Source organism: Vibrio sp. A1-1, assembly GCF_021728175.1.
Lineage (GTDB): Bacteria > Pseudomonadota > Gammaproteobacteria > Enterobacterales > Vibrionaceae > Vibrio > Vibrio diabolicus.
In genome coordinates, this window is sequence record NZ_JAKKCL010000015.1 from 31,382 (window position 1) to 49,174 (window position 17,793).

Consider the following 17,793-nt stretch of genomic DNA (forward strand, 5'->3'; position numbering starts at 1 on the left):
CTTACTCATCTACGCCGAATTCACGGTCGATTTGGCGCATCTTCCATGCGTAATAGAAAATAATACCTAGGAAGGTGTAGATGGAGCCTTGCTGAGCAAACCAGAAACCAAGTTTGTATCCACCTAATTGAAATTGATTAAGTACGTCGACAAATAAAATGCCGCAGCCGAAAGACACTACGAACCAGATGACCATAAGGCCAATCATGAGCTTCACGTTTTTGTCCCAATAGGCTTTGGCTCTTTCTTCGCTTTCAAATGCCATTGCCGTCTCCTTACGATTGGTATTGTTGTTAAAAAAATGTTTCAACATGTACATTAGCAAGGTGTTGGCAAGAACTCTTTTCAACTTTAGTCGGGGTATAAAAAATAAAAAACTCCCGTGATATGGGCGCTTAGAGAATAGTTAGGGTTATTTGTTAATGTTAAAAAGCTGTTAAATTAGCCAAAGGTCTAAGGAGAAAAATGATAAAAAGCACGAATAAGAGACGTGATTAATTTTTTCTTCATTGATTTTAGCGATCCTTAACAGAAACATTCTGCGTTCTTCTTTTTATCAATCAGCGAAAAAATTGGCGTGAAAAATTCACAAGTAATTTATTTACATAAAGTTTTCGTACCAAATCACCGTTTTAGCGCACAATAAAGTAATATAACTGAGTCATTCTCGTACAACCTCGCGCTTTGGGACGGTTTAAGGAGGAGGCAGATTAAGGCATTAACTTATTAACGAAGTCGCCTTAGCTCATCACAAGCATATCGTTTTTCATTAAGGGAGGGTGAGAATGGACGCAGACACCATTAATAGTTTTTTTCTTATAGGTGCGTTGTTAATCGCACTTAGCGTTCTTTTAAGCCCAGTTTCCTCTAAGTTGGGAATCCCAATTCTTTTGGTATTTTTAGCCGTTGGAATGCTGGCGGGGGAAGACGGTTTAGGCGGTATTTTATTTGATAATTTTTCGATCGCTTACTTGGTCAGTAACCTCGCATTAGCCATCATTTTGCTCGATGGTGGTATGAGAACACGGGTTGCCAGCTTTAGGGTGGCGTTATGGCCTTCGGTGTCCTTGGCAACGTTTGGGGTTGCAATCACCACTATTTTGACCGGGCTGATGGCAACGTGGTTATTCGACTTAGACTTGCTGCAAGGTATATTAGTTGGTGCGATTGTCGGCTCCACTGATGCCGCCGCGGTTTTTTCTCTACTCAAAGGTCGTAGTCTTAACGAACGTGTTGGCTCAACGCTAGAAATTGAATCTGGCACCAATGACCCTATGGCGGTGTTTCTGACTGTTACTCTGATTGCTATTTTAGCGAACCCAGATGCAGATTTGAGTGTGGGCTTTTTGGCGCTCAGTTTTCTTAAGCAGTTTGGTATTGGTGCTTTACTCGGTTTTGCTGGTGGCTGGATTTTGTGGAAGGTCATCAATCGTAATCAACTGCCGGATGGCTTATATTCGATTTTAACCGTCAGTGGTGGCTTGCTGATTTTCGCTTTATCTAATGCATTAGGTGGCAGTGGTATTCTGTCAATTTATCTGGTTGGTTTACTGCTAGGTAATCGTCCAACACGCAGCCGCCATTCCATTCTTCATGTTCTAGATGGCATGACGTGGCTAGCTCAAATCGGTATGTTCCTCGTGCTTGGTTTATTGGTTACGCCTTCCAACTTGCTCTCTATTGCTTTGCCTGGTTTAGCGCTGGCCTTTGGGATGATTTTATTTGCCCGTCCAATCTCGGTTTGGATCGGTTTACTGCCATTCAAGAGTTTCACACCACGTGAAAAGTGGTTTGTTTCTTGGGTGGGCTTGCGCGGTGCTGTCCCAATCATTCTGGCGGTATTTCCAATGATGGCAGGATTGCCAGATGCGCAGTTGTACTTCAATTTGGCGTTTTTCGTGGTAATGGTCTCTTTGATTGTGCAAGGTGGCACATTGACTAAAGCGATGTCTCTGGCGAAGGTAGAGCTGCCTTCTAAACCTGAGCCAATTTCACGCACTGGTGTGGAGATTTACCCGACCAGTGAGTGGGAGCTGTTTATCTATAAGCTTAAAGCGGATAAATGGTGTATTGGTGAACCATTGCGTAGTCTTTCGATGCCGGATGGAACGCGCATCGCCGCAGTATTTCGCAATAAGGCGTTATTGCATCCGTCAGGCAGCACGCGCCTCGAAGAAGACGATACCTTGTGTGTGTTGGCACAAGAAAAGGATTTGGATGCCCTGAGCTTGCTATTTAGTGAAGCGCCTGAGAAAGCGTCATTGGCACGATTCTTTGGTGATTTCTTCCTAGATATTGAAGTGAACCTTGCCGATATCGCGATGATGTATGGCTTGAACTTGGGCGATGAGTCACTCGATAAAAGCTTAAGACACCTTGTAGAAGAACAACTGGGGACTACACCAGTGTTAGGGGACCAATTCGAGTGGCAAGGCTTGCAATGGATCATTGCCGATGTCGTTGACCAACAAGTCACCAAAGTAGGTATCCGTTTGCCAAGCGAGCAAAGCCTGCTCGCTGACGAGGAGTGAACCTAGTCGTTCATCTCCGTTAGCATGATGACGGCTTGTGTGCGGTTTTTTACGCCGAGCTTGCGGAAAATCGCCGTCATATGCGCTTTGATGGTGGCTTCTGAAACATTCAATTCGTAGGCGATTTGTTTGTTCAGTAAGCCATCAGACAACATCCCCAACACCTTATATTGCTGTGGCGTTAGCGCGGCAATCTTCTCCGCTAAGTCATTACATGCCGCGTTATTGGTGATCAGCCCTTCAGGAAAATACGGGTCGCCATTGAGCACTTGATTGAGCGCATTCACCAGTTCGCGCATGTCGCTCGATTTAGGAATAAAACCAAACGCACCATGGCTTTTCACTTGTGTCACGATCGCTGGCTCTTCACTAGCCGAGACGACGACGATTGGTAAGTCTGGGTGTTCTGCTCGCAAGTGAATCAAGCCAGACATACCATTTGCTCCTGGCATTTTGAGATCCAATAGCACCAAATCTGGCTCTTCTTCTCGCTCTAACAAAGCCAGTAGTGCGTCGAGTGAGTCCGCTTCCAGCAAATTTGCCCCACTGATTGCCATGTGGATAGATTGAAACAAGGCATTACGGAAGAGTGGGTGATCATCTGCAATGATGATGGTGTAGGTCGAATCCATGACGTTAAACACTTTTGACTATTTCGTTAAATTTATTATTGTCCAGCTTTGAGAGAGTGGACAATATTTATTCGCTAAAAGTCTGAACCAAATCGACTTTTATTAGGAAAATTGCATATAAGCGCAATTTTCTCATTCAAATCTGGGTAATAAAAAACGCCAGTGGTCATCACTGGCGTTTGAATATCTGATGATCAGAATTGTTGGATGTGCTTTAAGAAAGGCTCGGCTTGCATAAAGCCGGTTAAACGCGCGTTTGAAATGTGTTCGCCATTCGCATCCCAGAACTCGATGGTTGGCAAGCCAAGTACGTTCATGTGTTTGAGTAACTCAATATCTTGCACTTGGTTCTTGGTTACATCAGCTTGCAAAAGAACAAAGTCTTTTAGCTTGGCTTCGACGCTTGGATCATGGAAGGTGTACTTCTCAAACTCTTTACACGCCACACACCAATCGGCGTAGAAGTCGAGCATCACAGGTTTGCCAGCTGTTTTGGCTAGCGCTAGTTGTTCTTCCAACTCTGCAACATTGGCAATGCGTGTAAAGCTTACGGAAGTTTGTTTAGCTTGCGTTGCGTTATTACCAAACCAGTAATTTAATACTGGCTGTGCTGACGCGAGCAAACCCAATACGGCGATGATGCCAACGGCGCTTTGTTTCCAGCCACCAAACTCCAAGCTGTTTTTCACATGATACAGCCAACCAAAGGCAGCGATGCCCAGTGTTGACCACAGAATTGTTGACCACATTTCTGGCATGATGCGTTCCAATAAGAAGATAGGCGCAGCAAGCAGAATAAAGCCGAACAGCGTTTTCACGCGGTCCATCCAACCGCCGGCTTTTGGTAGCAACTTGTTGCCAAATACCGCCACAAGGATCAACGGAATCCCCATGCCCATCGCCAGCGCGTAAAGGGCGACCCCACCAGTGAGTAAGTCGCCACTTTGTGCGACGTAAAGCAGCGCACCAGAGAGTGGGGCGGTAGTACACGGAGAACAAACCAAGCCAGATATTGCCCCCATTGCAAACACGCCAGCACTGCTACCACCTTGCTGCTTGTTACTTAAGTTATTCAGCCACGTTTGCACGCTGCTTGGTAACTGCAATGAGTACAGACCAAACATCGACAGAGCTAATGCAATGAACAGTACACTCAAACCAATCAGCACATAAGGGTGTTGCATCGCCGCTTGGAACTGCATGCCCGCAGACGCCACTACAAGGCCGAGCAGCGTGTAAGTCAGCGCCATGCCTTGTACGTAAACAAATGACAAACCAAGCGCACGACGTTGGCTCAGTTTGCCGCCACCAAGCACGATGCTGGTCAAAATTGGGTACATCGGCAGCACACAAGGGGTAAATGCTAGACCCACACCAAGTGCCAAAAACAACAACGGCGTCCACCACTTGTCGGCTAGATTCGCGGCCAAGCTATCTTGCTCACTGACTGGTACTGAAGTGGAGGTTGGTTTTGTTGCTGGCTGTGCTTTTTCTGTCGTCGGTGCCTTGGCAGTCGGTGCTACGGTGTCGGAATTGGATGAAGAAAACGCGCTGATTGGAATCTCACGTGTTTCTGGTGGGTAGCAGAAGCCCGCTTTCGCACAGCCTTGATATTGCACAATGACACGTGCGCCCTCTTGCCAATTACTCAGTGGGATATTGACAAATAGTGGTGTGGTATAGATATGCACATCACCAAAGAATTCATCTTTATGTGGCGTGCCGTTTTCCATTTGCAGTTCGCCCAGTGAGATGTTCTCACCAGACACAGATAAACGCTCTTGATACAGGTAATAACCATCGCGTACCTGCCAATCGAGCATCAATTTGTCGTCTTGCTGGTAGAAATTAAACGGAAATGCCTGATCGACCGGAACAAAGCTGTCGCTGCTGCTACCAAAACTGTTGTTCTGGCTATTGGTAAACTGGTCTTTGCCAAACAAGGCCAAAGACGGAGTGGAAAAGGTAATAAGCCCTAAGAGTAAAACGGAAAGTAATGCGCGCATAAAAGAGTCAATTCATCTTAGATAATTGCCGTTAGTGTAACTCAATCAGACCCGGAGGCGAGTCAATAAGTTTCATGAAAATGAAGATTTATTGAGCATAATTCAAGACGACAGGCAATAAAAAAGGGAGCCGAAGCTCCCCGAGTAAGACTCTGTTTCCACTAGATCAGTAGACCACCGAATGCGAAGCCAAGTGCTACCGCAGAAGCAATGGTTACCACACCAGGTACAAAGAATGGGTGGTTGAATACGTACTTACCGATACGCGTTGAACCCGTGTCGTCCATCTCAACCGCTGCTAGAAGCGTTGGGTAAGTTGGCAGTACGAATAGCGCACTTACTGCTGCGAAAGATGCAACTGCGGTAAGTGGTGCCACACCGATAGCAAGTGCTGCTGGCATCAGCGCAACCGTGGTTGCACCTTGCGAGTAAAGCAGCATAGACGCGAAGAATAGAACAAGCGCTAGCATCCATGGGTAGTCTGCTAGTAGTGCTCCAGCGACTTCTTTGATGCCGTCAACGTGCGCGTTAACGAACGTAGAACCTAACCATGCCACACCAAGAACACACACACACGCTGTCATACCAGAGCGGAATGTTGCTGCGGCTGGAATTTTGCCAGCGTCGATTTTACAGCTCATTACGATAGCTGCCGCGGCTGCTAGCATTACCGTCATGATAGCTTCGTTACGACCTAGAGCAGGGTTCTCGATAAGGCCAACAGAGCCAGAAATTGCTGCTGCGTAACACACTACGAATGCGATTGCGCCTAGGAAGATGAACGTCGCTTTCTTCGCTGTTGGTAGGATTTCGCGTTTTGCTTCTGTATTTAGCTTGATTAAGCCTTTTTCTAGACGCTCTTGGTATTCAGCATCGTCTTTTAGCTCACAGCCCATGAAGTTCGCAACGAACGCACCGATCATGCACGCGATGAACGTCGTTGGGATACAGATTGCTAGTAGTGTTAGGTAGTCAACGCCAAATGGGTGCAGCATTGCCGCAAACGCTACAACAGCCGCTGAGATTGGCGAGGCAGTGATCGCGATTTGCGATGCGACAACCGCAATAGACAGAGGACGAGAAGGGCGCACACCTTGACCTTTCGCGACTTCTGCAATTACTGGCAAAGTAGAGAATGCCGTGTGGCCAGTACCCGCCATTAATGTCATTAGGTAAGTTACGATAGGCGCATAAAAGGTGATGCGCTCAGGATGCTTGCGCAAAAAGTTTTCAGCAACTTGCACCATCCAGTCTAAACCACCAGCCACTTGCATTGCTGCGATGGCCGTGATGACCGACATGATGATCAAAATTACGTCAACGGGAATGTAAGCTTGGCTTGTTGGTACGCCCAAGATCAAAGACAACGCAATGACCCCAGCACCACCGGCAAAACCAATGCCGATACCACCGATTCTTGCCCCCAAATAGATGAAGAGCAGAACCACGAAGAGTTCGACCATGACCATATTGATACCTCTTTAGTTTTTATTTGATTCTGATTTTTTGAACACTCAGGAACAGGAGTAAATGCTCAGAGAATTAGAACCCAGTGGCCTAATGGCAATAAAAGCATATAAAAAATGTGGTTAACCGTATGAGAGCCTAAAAAAGGGGCCTGAGTGGCCCCCTTCTAATTAGTTATTACTCGTAGCGTTTCGCTTTGTAAGTTGGATGCATGAAGTTTTCGACTGACAAGATTTCATCAAGCTCTTCTGCGGTTAGCAGGCCGCGCTCTAGCACAACTTCGCGAACACTCTTACCGGTTTCCGCACAAATCTTACCTACGATGTCACCTTCGTGGTGGCCGATGTATGGGTTTAGATAAGTGACGATACCGATAGAGTTGTAAACGTAGTTTTCACAAGTCTCTTTGTTGACCGTGATGCCGTCGATACATTTATCACGTAGGTTCACACACGCATTGTGTAGTAGAGAGATAGACTCAAACATGCTTTGTGCGATAACTGGTTCCATTACGTTTAGCTGTAGCTGACCGCCTTCTGCTGCGAAAGAAACCGTGTTGTCGTTACCTAGAACTTTAAAGCAAACTTGGTTTACTACTTCTGGGATAACTGGGTTTACTTTTGCTGGCATGATTGAAGAACCTGCTTGCATTTCAGGTAGGTTCAATTCATTTAGACCTGCGCGAGGGCCAGAAGAAAGTAGACGAAGGTCGTTACAGATCTTCGATAGTTTCACCGCTAGACGTTTTAGTGCACTGTGCGTCATTACGTATGCGCCACAGTCAGAAGTCGCTTCGATAAGGTCTTCTGCCGCAACAACGTCAAGACCTGTTACTTCCGCTAGATGTTTTACTGCAAGCGCTTGGTAGCCAGTCGGTGTATTTAGACCTGTACCGATTGCGGTTGCGCCTAGGTTGATTTCTAGGAGTAGTTTAGAGGTGTAATCTAGAGCACGAATCTCTTCGTTTAGTGTTACTGCCCAAGCGTGGAACTCTTGACCTACAGTCATCGGTACCGCGTCTTGTAGCTGAGTACGACCCATTTTCAGTACATCTTTAAACTCAATTGCTTTAAGTTCGAATGCGCCTTTTAGGTACTCAATTGCTTCCATTAGTTTGTGTACGCTGTTGTAAACCGCGATACGGAAACCCGTTGGGTACGCACAGTTGGTTGATTGGCTCTTGTTTACGTGGTCATTTGGGTTAACAAATTCGTATTGACCTTTCTCTTTACCCATTAGCTCAAGCGCAACGTTTGCGATCACTTCGTTTGTGTTCATGTTCACGGAAGTGCCCGCACCACCTTGGAATACGTCTGATGGGAACTGATCCATGCACTTGCCAGTTTCTAAGATCAAATCACACGCTTCGATGATGTAGTTTGCAACGTCTTTTGGAATCGCACCAAGTTCTTTGTTTGCCAACGCCGCTGCTTTTTTGGTCATTACCATGCCGCGTACAAATTCTGGTACGTCAGAGATGGTCATATTAGAGATGTTGAAGTTCTCGATCGCACGTAGCGTATGAATACCGTAGTACGCATCTGCAGGGACATGACGTTGACCTAATAGATCTTCTTCAATACGAGTGGCTGGGTTTGCTGTTTTTGGAGCATCAGATAGGGTAGCCATAGCAGGATCCTTAGATGATAATTCTGATAATAAAGTTATTTATTAGCCATTTCTGCAATCTAGAATCCATTCATCAGAATTTTTGGCTGGAAAATCCGTCCTGACTTATGTGGCACATGATACTGCACCTAGCGCATAAAAATAGTAACTAGATCACCTTTTTCGTTTTTCATGAGTCAATAATTTGCAAAGTATGAACGGGTTATTAATAACCCTTTATGGGTACTCGATTTTCCTCGACAAACATGGGTTTTTAGAGTTCGAAATTAGCACTTTAAAAGCACGAAAAAATCGGTATGCAATTGAATGAAACACTCCACTACCAATTTTTCTGAGTAGGAAGAGACCAGTATGAACACGCTTTTTTACAACGATTCGTTTGAGCTTAGTCTGCTTTTACCATTACACTGAATTAAACAAAGGAGGGCGTGTGTTTCCTATCTTATTATTGGCGTTTATTTTTGTCCCGATCATTGAAATCGGCTTATTTATTCAGGTGGGCGGCTTTTTAGGTTTATGGCCGACTATCGCATTAGTATTAATCACGGCATTTGTCGGTGCATCGTTGGTGCGCAGCCAAGGCATCCAAACTTTGATGTCGGTGCAGGGGCGTCTGGAACAAGGTGAAATTCCAGCCCAGCAAATTTTTGAAGGCGTAATGCTAGCGGTGGCTGGTGTGCTGCTGTTAACACCGGGCTTTATGACCGATGCTCTTGGTATGCTGGTGTTGCTTCCTGCGCCACGCGCCGCGATTGCCAAATACTTGATGAGTAAAATGGTGGTGAAAACCATGCATGGTGGTGGCTTCCAAGGTGGTTTCTCTAACCAAGGGCCATTTGAGCAAGACCCGTTCCGCCGTGACCCATTTAATTCCCAGTCAGACGATGGCAATACCTTTGAAGGGGAATACGAGCGTAAAGACGATGATGATCGCAACAAGCTCAACTGATTGAGTCAGAGAGTAAAGAAAACAAAAGGGCGCACTAAGCGCCCTTTTTTGTGTTTGGAATTCGTGGTGCTTACAACGCGCCTTCAAACCCCATTTGACGCCATGCTTCAAAAGCAATGATCGCAACGGCGTTCGAAAGGTTTAGGCTGCGCGCATCTGGCATCATTGGAATGCGGATACGCTGCTCCATTGGCAAGCTATCGATGATTTCAGCAGGCAAGCCACGAGTTTCTGGACCAAACATCAATACGTCACCTGCTTGGTATTGTGCATCAACGTGGTGACCTGTGGTTTTGGTGGTGCAGGCAAACAATCGGTAGTTACCTTGTTTCTCTTTCTCTAAATATTCTAAGAATGCTTGATAGTTCTTATGACGCGTTACGCGAGCTAAATCATGGTAATCCAAACCAGCGCGGCGGACTTTCTTCTCTTCAAGATCGAAACCTAGAGGTTCAATTAAGTGAAGGTTTGCACCGCAGTTGGCACAAAGTCGAATGATGTTGCCGGTGTTCGGCGCGATTTCTGGTTCGTATAAAGCGATATCAAACATGGTATTGAAATAGAGTTGGTCAAATAGAGGGGCAGTATATACCCAAGTCAGCAAGATATGCGAGATTCAGCAAGATTGACCTGGGTATGAAAGCAGGCATTAGCGCGGACGTTAATACCGTAAGTATCGATGCTCTTTATAATAGAGCGTGAGCGTAATTTTCTTCAACCGCTCGCCAGTTGACGACGTTCCACCATGCGTCAATGTATTCTGGGCGACGGTTTTGGTAGCTGATGTAATACGCGTGCTCCCACACGTCTAATGCGAGGATTGGTTCGCCGCGTACATCCACTACGTCCATCAGAGGGTTGTCTTGATTGCTGGTGGACGTAATGTGAATCTCACCATCTTTTACGATCAACCATGCAAAGCCAGAACCAAAGGTATTAATCGCGGCTTGGGCAAACGCTTCTTTAAATTGCGCAAAGCTACCAAATTTATCGTTAATTGCCTGAGCAAGTGCGCCTTGAGGCTCACCGCCACCGTTTGGAGACATGCAATTCCAATAAATGATGTGGTTGTAGTAGCCGCCGCCATTATTACGCACTGCAGGGCTGAGCTTAGAGATATTGTCAAAGATCTCGTCTAATGACTGAGTTTCGAGCTCGCTCCCTTCAACGGCACTTACGAACTTATCGAAATAAGTCTTGTGATGTTTGCTGTAATGCACTTCCATGGTTTTCGCGTCGATGTACGGCTCTAGTGAATCGTACGGGTAAGGCAGAGCGGGAAATGTATGTGACATAGTAAATCCTCCTTAATTGGAAAATTCACTTTAATGCTAACGATAATTATTATCAACTTTGATCTTTGTAAGGGTATTCGAAGGCGTTCCCACCCAATTTCTAAAGTGAAGATGAAGCCGTGAATCTCTCACTCTAGAAATAGGGTGTGGCTTACTGTTAGCTCATCGGCTTGAAGTTAACGATTGATAGGTAAGGTGATACTCATGCGCAATCCGCCTAACGGACTTCGACTGGCGACGATCGTTCCACTGTGCTGGCGGATGGCACTTTCGGTAATGGTTAGGCCGAGACCCGTGCCGCCGGAGTGGCGATCGCGGGCAGTCGAAACGCGATAAAACGGGCGAAAAATCGCGGCTAATTCTTCTTCAGGAACGCCCTCGCCATTGTCATCAACCGTGATATGCAGCGTATCATCATCGGCCTTGATGTCGATTTGCACCTCATCTTTCCCGTAATAAATGGCGTTACGAACGATGTTTTCCACCGCACTCATCAGCAGTTTAGGATTGCCGGAGATACTTCGTTTTGGCAGTTCAGAATAGTGTAGGTGCTTACCCATTTGCTCAGCTTCAAACTGCGCATCTTTAATGATCTCTTCCCACAAACTTTCCAGTGGCTGCGTTTCGCGAGTCATATGGCTGTTCGCCTGCATGCGAGACAGTTCAAGCAATTCGCTGATCATCTGTTCCAAGCGCTGCGCTTCGGTATCGATACGAGTCAGTTCTGGGCTTTCGCCTTGTTTACGCGTTGCTAATGCGCTCGCCATGCGTAAGCGAGTTAAAGGTGAGCGTAACTCGTGAGAGATATCGGATAGCAGGCGTTGTTGTCCTGAAATCATTTGATTAACCGCCTCGACCATCTGGTTGAAGCTGCTGCCAGCCTGACGAAACTCTGCCGTGCCTTTTTCTAAATTTGGGTCTGTGACAAATTCGCCTTTCGCGACACGTTGAGCGGCGGCTTCAAGACGCCGCGCTGGCTGACTTAGTGCCCAAGCAAGCCATAACAGCAAGGGTGTACTAACCAGCATGACCGCGAGCAACAGCTGGAATGGGTGATCAAACAGACGCAAGAGTAGTGGTGGTGGCTCATTCCACTTGAAGCCTACATACATCAAGATATCGGATCCAGCCAAAGTAATTGGGATTGGACCTGCAATCATGTATCGACCATACAGTTTCTGCTTTGGCTGGTTGTAATCTTCGATACTGGTGACAAAGTTTTGCATGGCACGCAATTGGAAGTTACTGCGTTTTTCTGTCGTAAGAACATTACCGCTGTAGTCAGAAAAAAATACGCGCGGACGAGGGTCATGCTTACCGTGACGGTTACCCTCGATACGAAATAGTATTCGTCCTAAATCAGTTTGCTGGCTGTATTTTTGTTGGATTGCGTCACGCGTTTCTACCATACGTTTATAGTGCTCTTCTGGAATGTCGCGAGCTTTGCGAGGGTCCAAATGTGGCAGTGATAGCACAGCTATCAACACCAATAACATAGTGAACCAAAAAATGGCAAAGATGCGTCCATACAAGCTATTGATGTTTGGCAGTTTGATGCGTGATAGGCGCATTAATCCTCCTCAAGCAGCATGTAGCCACGACCACGCAGGGTTTTGATTCGCGGCTTGCCATTGCTCTGATCTGGTAATTTTTTACGTAAGTTCGAAACATGCATATCGATCGCGCGATCAAAAGCGGCGAGTCGTTTACCAAGCACATCTAAGCTCAATGTTTCTTTAGTTAGCACTTGTCCTGGGTTTTGCACAAAGTGGGTCAACAGAGCAAACTCGGTTGCTGTGAGATCGAGCAACTGTTGATCGCAGTATGCTTCTTGTTTACCTGGGTAAAGACGGAGCTCTTGATACTCAATGCAATCGCTGTTTTTGGTGTTTTTCTGTGTGCTGCTGGTACGGCGTAAGATCGCACGGATACGTGCTAACAGTTCACGGTCACTAAAAGGTTTCGGTAAATAATCATCCGCGCCTAGCTCTAAACCGATCACGCGGTCAATTTCTTCCCCTTTAGCGGTCAGCATCAAGACAGGAGTTTCCCAGTTTTCACGCAAGCGTTTAAGGGTTTCCATGCCATTTAGCTTCGGCATCATGACATCCAACAAAATCAAATCAATCTTATCATTGACCGCAGCTAAGCCTGCTTCGCCATCATTTGCTTCGCTGACGTCAAATCCTTCGAAACTGAGTACTTCTTTTAATAAGCTGGTTAGCTCGATATCGTCATCAATTAAAAGAATGTTTGCCATGGGGGCACCTATAGTAAGTTACCGATAGCTTAATATTACATTGGAATGATGTGCTGCGAAGAGGGTAAAAATCACTCTTTACGATTCTTTACGCTCCCTATACGTCGCTTTACCTAGTGGGTCGTATTCTATACTCAAGCGCTGTGAGAACAGCTCAGAAGAATCACTCACCTGTGTAAGGAATCAAATTATGAAATCTGCAAAAAAACTTGTGTTAGCTGCTGTTGTTCTACCTCTTACTCTCGGCGCAGCAAGCGCATTCGCTTACGGTGGTAAAAACCATCATCAAGGCCCGCGTGATGAATGTGGCATGGGAATGGACCGCGGCATTATGCGTGATTTGAATTTGACGGATGCTCAAAAAGATCAGCTTAAGTCTTTCCGTGAAGCAAACCGCGCACAGATGAAAGGCAAATATTCTGAAAATCGCGAAGCTCGTATGGCTGAGCGACAAGCACACCACGCAAAAATGCAGTCACTCTTACTAGCGGATAGTTTTGATGAAGCGCAAGCGACCGCATTAGCAAAAGAAATGGTTGAGCGCCAAACTGAGCACCGTGTGCAAATGCTAGAAAGAAAGCACCAAATGCTGAGCGTATTAACGCCAGAACAAAAAGCAGAGTTTGTGAAGTTGCAAAATGAACGCATGCAAGAGTGTGGCGACAGAATGCATAAGCGCATGGAAAAATACCGCAATAATTAAGTCATGAATTGATGTTATATAAAGAGGCAGCCATTGGTTGCCTCTTTTTTGATCTGGTTATTTCATGGGCATTCAATATACTCAACGTATGGTTTGAGTTAACTCTTTGATTATGAAACAGCAATATGCACGTTTAGTGACGACCGCAGCTTGGACTGCAACTATTGTGGCGACTCTTCTCTTGATTGTAAAAGTCATCACGTGGTGGGTAACCGGCTCAGTTAGCCTATTGGCATCACTTATCGACTCAATGTTGGATATCGCCGCGTCGGTGGTAAATCTCGTTGTTGTCCGTTATGCCTTACAACCAGCAGACCGCGAACATACGTTTGGGCATGGTAAAGCTGAGTCTTTAGCGGCCTTAGCTCAGGCTATGTTTATTTCGGGGTCGGCGGTATTTTTGATCCTGAACGGGATTGACCGATTTTTCCGTCCACACGCACTGCATGCGCCGGAGCTCGGTGTTTATGTATCGCTGTTTGCGATTGTGGTCACACTTGGCTTGGTGATGTTCCAAAAACATGTGGTACGCGTGACAGGGAGCCAAGCAATCGCGGCGGATTCTCTGCATTATCAGACTGATTTGTATATGAACGCTGCGATCATGGTGGCTCTGGGACTCAGCTACTTTGGCGTGACGCAAGCGGATGCGGTGTTTGCGATTGGCATTGGTGTCTTCATTCTTTACAGCGCCTTCAAAATGGTCAGCGAAGCGATTCAGACGTTATTAGACCGAAAGCTACCGGATTCCGAATTGGAGCAAATCCGTAATGAATGTTTGAATGTGAAAGGGGTTCTTGGGGTTCATCAACTGCGTACCCGTATGTCAGGGCCGACACGCTTTATTCAGTTGCACTTGGAGTTAGACGATAACTTACGTTTAATCGAAGCGCACTATATTGCCGATAAAGTTGAGGAAAACCTTTTAGCTTTGTTTCCTGATGCGGATGTTTTGATCCATCAAGATCCATTGTCTGTCGTTTTTGGGCCAGAGAAAGAGCAAAAAGCGCAAGATTGGTAGGGCTCGAAAAATCAATAAGTGCCTGACGACAAACAGGCACTTATTGACTATCTTTCCATCAATACTTATTAAGATTCGTGATCCTGATGTGAATCAACAAAGTTTCATAGAGAAACTGTAATACTCTTACATAAGTAGAAAAGTTACATAAAAAAGTGCGTTTTCATTGGTAATCCTGTAGAGGAAATGTAACATAACGCACAGTTCTGGATTATGCAGGTTGCTTGGTAACAAGGGGCCTAAAAGAAAATTAAATAATTGATTGCCAAAGATCGAGGGTGAGCATGATTAAGAAGATCGGTGTTTTAACAAGTGGCGGTGACGCACCTGGTATGAACGCGGCGATACGCGGCGTAGTACGTACAGCACTATCCGAGGGATTGGAAGTATTCGGTGTGTACGACGGCTACCTAGGCCTATACGAAGGCCGCATCGAGAAGCTAGATCGTTCTAGCGTTTCAGATGTGATCAACAAAGGTGGTACGTTCCTAGGTTCTGCACGTTTCCCTGAATTCAAAGAAGTGGAAGTGCGTGAAAAAGCGATTGAGAACCTGAAAAAACATGGTATTGATGCGCTAGTCGTGATCGGTGGTGACGGTTCGTACATGGGTGCGAAGAAACTGACTGAAATGGGTTACCCATGTATCGGTCTGCCAGGCACAATCGACAACGATATCGCTGGTACTGACTACACAGTGGGCTACCTAAGTGCACTAAACACAGTTATCGATGCGATCGACCGTCTACGTGATACTTCTTCATCTCACCAACGTATTTCAATTGTAGAAATCATGGGTCGTCACTGTGGTGACCTAACTCTGATGTCTGCAATCGCGGGTGGTTGTGAGTACATCATCACTCCAGAAACTGGCCTAGACAAAGACAAGCTGATCAGCAACATCCAAGACGGCATCGCAAAAGGTAAGAAACACGCAATCATCGCGTTGACTGAGCTAATGATGGATGCCAATGAACTAGCTCGTGACATCGAAGCGGCGACAGGTCGTGAAACTCGTGCAACAGTACTTGGTCACATCCAACGTGGTGGTCGTCCAACTGCATTTGACCGTGTTCTAGCATCTCGCATGGGTAACTACGCTGTTCACCTATTGATCGAAGGTCATGGTGGTCGCTGTGTAGGTATCGTGAAAGAGCAACTTGTTCACCACGACATCATCGACGCGATCGAAAACATGAAGCGTCCAGTACGCAACGATCTATACAAAGTTGCTGAAGAACTGTTCTAAGCAAGTTTGAAATAGATAAAGAAAAACCGCGGCTTTCCGCGGTTTTTTTGTATTTGAGTATCAGCAAAAGGAAACTGACGCATCGGACAGAATCTTACGAAGCGCTGCTCTGTTCAATGAGCGTCAATTTACGTTCGCGCAGTGCAAACATATAGCCAAGTAGGCCACCTAACGTATTCCCCACAGCGATACCTATAAACAAGCCTTCAATACTGTAAATCTGGCTTCCGATCCATGCTGATGGCAGGGTAAACACGAACAGACGCATAAAGCTCCATTGAAATGCTCGTAATGGTTTGTGCATCGCATTCAAACCACTGATTAACATCATCACAATGCCTTGAAAACCATAACTGAACGGCACCACAAGTAGGTAATGCCACAGCAGATTTTTTACCGCTTCTTCCTGCGAGAACAACGCTGCTAGAGGAATACTCAATGGCACCATCATCAAGAAAATAAACCCTTGGAACACCACCGCAAAACGCATGCTGATAAATAAGCCGGAAAAGGCGCGTTGAGGTTTTTTCGCCCCTAAGTTTTGTGCCATGAATGGCGTGAGTGCTGAGGTCAGAGACATCAAGACTAGGATCAAAATAGACTCAATACGCTGCGCCGCACCGTAAGCCGCAACCGCTGCCGTACCGTGGTTGGATAACAGCATCATCAGAATGGCACCGGACAATGGATTCATCGCGTTCGACAGTGCGGCAGGAGTGCCGATTTTTAACGTTTGCTGCCAATCTTGTTTCAGCAAGGACCATTGGGGTTGAGCGAGCAACTTTTCGCGTTTAACTAGCACATAGAATGAGCCACATAGCGCACCTAACCAGCTAAAAGCACTGGCTATTGCCGCACCTTGGATGCCAAGCTCGGGGAATGGGCCAAGTCCGAAGATCAGTAGCGGATCGAGCGTGCCGTTAATCAAGCCCGCCAACATCATGATTTTGGCTGGTGTTTTTGTATCCCCAGATGCTCGTATCGCGCTATTGCCCGCCATTGGGATCACCAACAATGGAATGGTGAGATACCACACCTGCATGTACTCTTCGATGAGTGGAATTAGGTCGTCGGCTGCGCCAAGAAAGCGGAACAATGGTGCAATAGTGGCAAAGCCAATCGAAGAGGCGATAGCCACGAGTAACACCGCTAATAACAAACCGTGAGTGGTAAACCGAGCGGCTTGTGGGGCGTGACCTTGTCCAAGTAAGCGACCAATATTGGTCGATAGACCCATCCCTATCCCCATCGTGATGCAGTTAACCGCAAAGGTTACAGGGAAGGTATAGCTGATCGCCGCTAGCGCTTGAGTACCAAGCAACGAGATAAAAAACGTGTCCACCAAGTTAAACATCAAAATCGCGATCATGCCCATGGTCATGGGGACGGTCATTTTCCGCAGCGTTTCAGGAATAGGTGCGGTCAACAAACCATGCTTATCGGTCGCTTGGGGTTCCAGCTTGTTATTTTCCTGCATGTATGACAACTATGTGGTGAGCAAACTGCAAGGATACAAGAAAGCGAGATGCCGGGCGAGTGAGCATTTCGAACGCAAACCGTTGCTTAGTTGTTCGTTATTTTAACTAAGTCACAAAAATTTTGTGCCCCCCCCTTGGGATCGCTGCTTCGACCCCTTATATAGGGATCACGTGTCTGGGGCTAAAGTCCCTAAGGACAATTATCAAATAAACATGGAAATTTTCAGGAGAGACGACCGATGAACATTCGTCCATTACATGACCGAGTTATCGTTGAACGTAAAGAAGTTGAATCTAAGTCTGCTGGTGGCATCGTTCTGACTGGTTCTGCTGCAGAAAAATCAACTCGCGGTGTTGTTCTAGCTGTGGGTAAAGGCCGCATCCTAGAAAACGGCACAGTACTGCCGCTGGACGTTAAAGTTGGTGATACTGTTATCTTCGCTGAAGGTTACGGTACAAAAACTGAAAAAATCGACGGTAAAGAAGTGCTTGTCATGTCTGAAAACGACATCATGGCGATCGTTGAATAATAGCAATCATTGAGTAATTTTTTGCTCAGATTCAATTACGAAATT

16 protein-coding genes are annotated in these 17,793 nt (G+C 46.2%); 6 read left to right on the top strand and 10 right to left on the bottom strand.

Annotated features, from left to right (window positions below):
• Position 1: 1 nt before the first annotated feature.
• Positions 2-265, bottom strand: coding sequence for a DUF4212 domain-containing protein (locus L3V30_RS18740; RefSeq protein ID WP_005397548.1), 264 nt, complete (start codon positions 263-265; stop codon positions 2-4).
• Between the two features lie 520 nt (positions 266-785).
• On the opposite strand from L3V30_RS18740, the gene L3V30_RS18745 reads away from it, so the two are divergent.
• A complete protein-coding gene (locus L3V30_RS18745; RefSeq protein WP_006742992.1) occupies positions 786-2,531 on the top strand; it encodes a potassium/proton antiporter in 1,746 nt (581 codons plus the stop codon).
• Positions 2,532-2,533: 2 nt separating this feature from the next.
• On the opposite strand, the gene L3V30_RS18750 is transcribed toward L3V30_RS18745, so the two are convergent.
• The 4 genes from L3V30_RS18750 to aspA form a co-directional block, all read right to left on the bottom strand.
• On the bottom strand, positions 2,534-3,163 hold the full coding sequence (locus tag L3V30_RS18750) for a response regulator transcription factor (protein WP_005397542.1): 630 nt from the start codon (positions 3,161-3,163) through the stop codon (positions 2,534-2,536).
• A gap of 194 nt (positions 3,164-3,357) precedes the next feature.
• Positions 3,358-5,169: a protein-disulfide reductase DsbD gene (locus L3V30_RS18755; protein ID WP_193448286.1), complete on the bottom strand. Its 1,812-nt coding sequence runs from the start codon at positions 5,167-5,169 to the stop codon at positions 3,358-3,360.
• Between the two features lie 161 nt (positions 5,170-5,330).
• Positions 5,331-6,638 carry an anaerobic C4-dicarboxylate transporter gene (locus L3V30_RS18760; protein WP_005382378.1) on the bottom strand — a complete coding sequence of 436 codons (1,308 nt, stop codon included), beginning with the start codon at positions 6,636-6,638 and terminating at the stop codon, positions 5,331-5,333.
• A gap of 175 nt (positions 6,639-6,813) precedes the next feature.
• Positions 6,814-8,265 (bottom strand): aspartate ammonia-lyase, encoded by a 1,452-nt coding sequence (gene aspA, locus L3V30_RS18765; RefSeq protein WP_005397540.1) that lies wholly within the window; start codon positions 8,263-8,265, stop codon positions 6,814-6,816.
• A 430-nt stretch (positions 8,266-8,695) separates the two neighbouring features.
• Here aspA and L3V30_RS18770 point away from each other — a divergent pair, with 430 nt between their 5' ends.
• Positions 8,696-9,214 (top strand): FxsA family protein, encoded by a 519-nt coding sequence (locus L3V30_RS18770; protein WP_053807754.1) that lies wholly within the window; start codon positions 8,696-8,698, stop codon positions 9,212-9,214.
• 70 nt (positions 9,215-9,284) lie between these two features.
• Here L3V30_RS18770 and trmL read toward each other — a convergent pair whose 3' ends face one another.
• From trmL to L3V30_RS18790, 4 genes are all read right to left on the bottom strand, one after another.
• On the bottom strand, positions 9,285-9,764 hold the full coding sequence (trmL, locus tag L3V30_RS18775; protein ID WP_005382381.1) for a tRNA (uridine(34)/cytosine(34)/5-carboxymethylaminomethyluridine(34)-2'-O)-methyltransferase TrmL: 480 nt from the start codon (positions 9,762-9,764) through the stop codon (positions 9,285-9,287).
• Positions 9,765-9,900: 136 nt separating this feature from the next.
• On the bottom strand, positions 9,901-10,509 hold the full coding sequence (locus tag L3V30_RS18780) for a superoxide dismutase (RefSeq protein WP_005397537.1): 609 nt from the start codon (positions 10,507-10,509) through the stop codon (positions 9,901-9,903).
• A gap of 176 nt (positions 10,510-10,685) precedes the next feature.
• On the bottom strand, positions 10,686-12,080 hold the full coding sequence (cpxA, locus tag L3V30_RS18785) for an envelope stress sensor histidine kinase CpxA (RefSeq protein WP_047010255.1): 1,395 nt from the start codon (positions 12,078-12,080) through the stop codon (positions 10,686-10,688).
• Entirely contained in the window at positions 12,080-12,769 is a 690-nt protein-coding gene (locus L3V30_RS18790; protein WP_005397534.1) for a response regulator, read from the bottom strand. Before L3V30_RS18790 ends, cpxA begins: the two co-directional genes overlap by 1 nt.
• A gap of 190 nt (positions 12,770-12,959) precedes the next feature.
• On the opposite strand from L3V30_RS18790, the gene L3V30_RS18795 reads away from it, so the two are divergent.
• The 3 genes from L3V30_RS18795 to pfkA all read left to right on the top strand — a co-directional run bounded on the left by L3V30_RS18795 (position 12,960) and on the right by pfkA (position 15,740).
• Positions 12,960-13,472: a CpxP family protein gene (locus tag L3V30_RS18795; RefSeq protein ID WP_005397532.1), complete on the top strand. Its 513-nt coding sequence runs from the start codon at positions 12,960-12,962 to the stop codon at positions 13,470-13,472.
• 112 nt (positions 13,473-13,584) lie between these two features.
• The gene (fieF, locus tag L3V30_RS18800) at positions 13,585-14,493 is read left to right on the top strand and encodes a CDF family cation-efflux transporter FieF (RefSeq protein ID WP_005397530.1); all 909 of its coding nucleotides are present in this window, start codon (positions 13,585-13,587) and stop codon (positions 14,491-14,493) included.
• 284 nt (positions 14,494-14,777) lie between these two features.
• The gene (pfkA, locus tag L3V30_RS18805; protein ID WP_005397529.1) at positions 14,778-15,740 is read left to right on the top strand and encodes a 6-phosphofructokinase; all 963 of its coding nucleotides are present in this window, start codon (positions 14,778-14,780) and stop codon (positions 15,738-15,740) included.
• Positions 15,741-15,834: 94 nt separating this feature from the next.
• Here pfkA and L3V30_RS18810 read toward each other — a convergent pair whose 3' ends face one another.
• Entirely contained in the window at positions 15,835-17,217 is a 1,383-nt protein-coding gene (locus L3V30_RS18810) for an MATE family efflux transporter (protein WP_237309529.1), read from the bottom strand.
• Positions 17,218-17,457: 240 nt separating this feature from the next.
• Between L3V30_RS18810 and L3V30_RS18815 the strand changes: the two genes are divergently transcribed.
• On the top strand, positions 17,458-17,748 hold the full coding sequence (locus L3V30_RS18815) for a co-chaperone GroES (RefSeq protein ID WP_005381516.1): 291 nt from the start codon (positions 17,458-17,460) through the stop codon (positions 17,746-17,748).
• Positions 17,749-17,793: the final 45 nt, after the last annotated feature.

Excerpts from the sequence above, each read along its gene's own strand:
- L3V30_RS18790 (WP_005397534.1), bottom strand. The coding sequence starts at position 12,769 with ATGGCAAACATTCTTTTAATTGATGACGATATCGAGCTAACCAGCTTA.
- aspA (WP_005397540.1), bottom strand. The coding sequence starts at position 8,265 with ATGGCTACCCTATCTGATGCTCCAAAAACAGCAAACCCAGCCACTCGT.
- L3V30_RS18755 (WP_193448286.1), bottom strand. The coding sequence starts at position 5,169 with ATGCGCGCATTACTTTCCGTTTTACTCTTAGGGCTTATTACCTTTTCC.
- L3V30_RS18745 (WP_006742992.1), top strand. The coding sequence starts at position 786 with ATGGACGCAGACACCATTAATAGTTTTTTTCTTATAGGTGCGTTGTTA.
- L3V30_RS18810 (WP_237309529.1), bottom strand. The coding sequence starts at position 17,217 with ATGCAGGAAAATAACAAGCTGGAACCCCAAGCGACCGATAAGCATGGT.
- L3V30_RS18815 (WP_005381516.1), top strand. The coding sequence starts at position 17,458 with ATGAACATTCGTCCATTACATGACCGAGTTATCGTTGAACGTAAAGAA.
- fieF (WP_005397530.1), top strand. The coding sequence starts at position 13,585 with ATGAAACAGCAATATGCACGTTTAGTGACGACCGCAGCTTGGACTGCA.
- L3V30_RS18760 (WP_005382378.1), bottom strand. The coding sequence starts at position 6,638 with ATGGTCATGGTCGAACTCTTCGTGGTTCTGCTCTTCATCTATTTGGGG.
- L3V30_RS18750 (WP_005397542.1), bottom strand. The coding sequence starts at position 3,163 with ATGGATTCGACCTACACCATCATCATTGCAGATGATCACCCACTCTTC.
- L3V30_RS18795 (WP_005397532.1), top strand. The coding sequence starts at position 12,960 with ATGAAATCTGCAAAAAAACTTGTGTTAGCTGCTGTTGTTCTACCTCTT.
- L3V30_RS18740 (WP_005397548.1), bottom strand. The coding sequence starts at position 265 with ATGGCATTTGAAAGCGAAGAAAGAGCCAAAGCCTATTGGGACAAAAAC.
- trmL (WP_005382381.1), bottom strand. The coding sequence starts at position 9,764 with ATGTTTGATATCGCTTTATACGAACCAGAAATCGCGCCGAACACCGGC.
- L3V30_RS18780 (WP_005397537.1), bottom strand. The coding sequence starts at position 10,509 with ATGTCACATACATTTCCCGCTCTGCCTTACCCGTACGATTCACTAGAG.
- pfkA (WP_005397529.1), top strand. The coding sequence starts at position 14,778 with ATGATTAAGAAGATCGGTGTTTTAACAAGTGGCGGTGACGCACCTGGT.
- cpxA (WP_047010255.1), bottom strand. The coding sequence starts at position 12,080 with ATGCGCCTATCACGCATCAAACTGCCAAACATCAATAGCTTGTATGGA.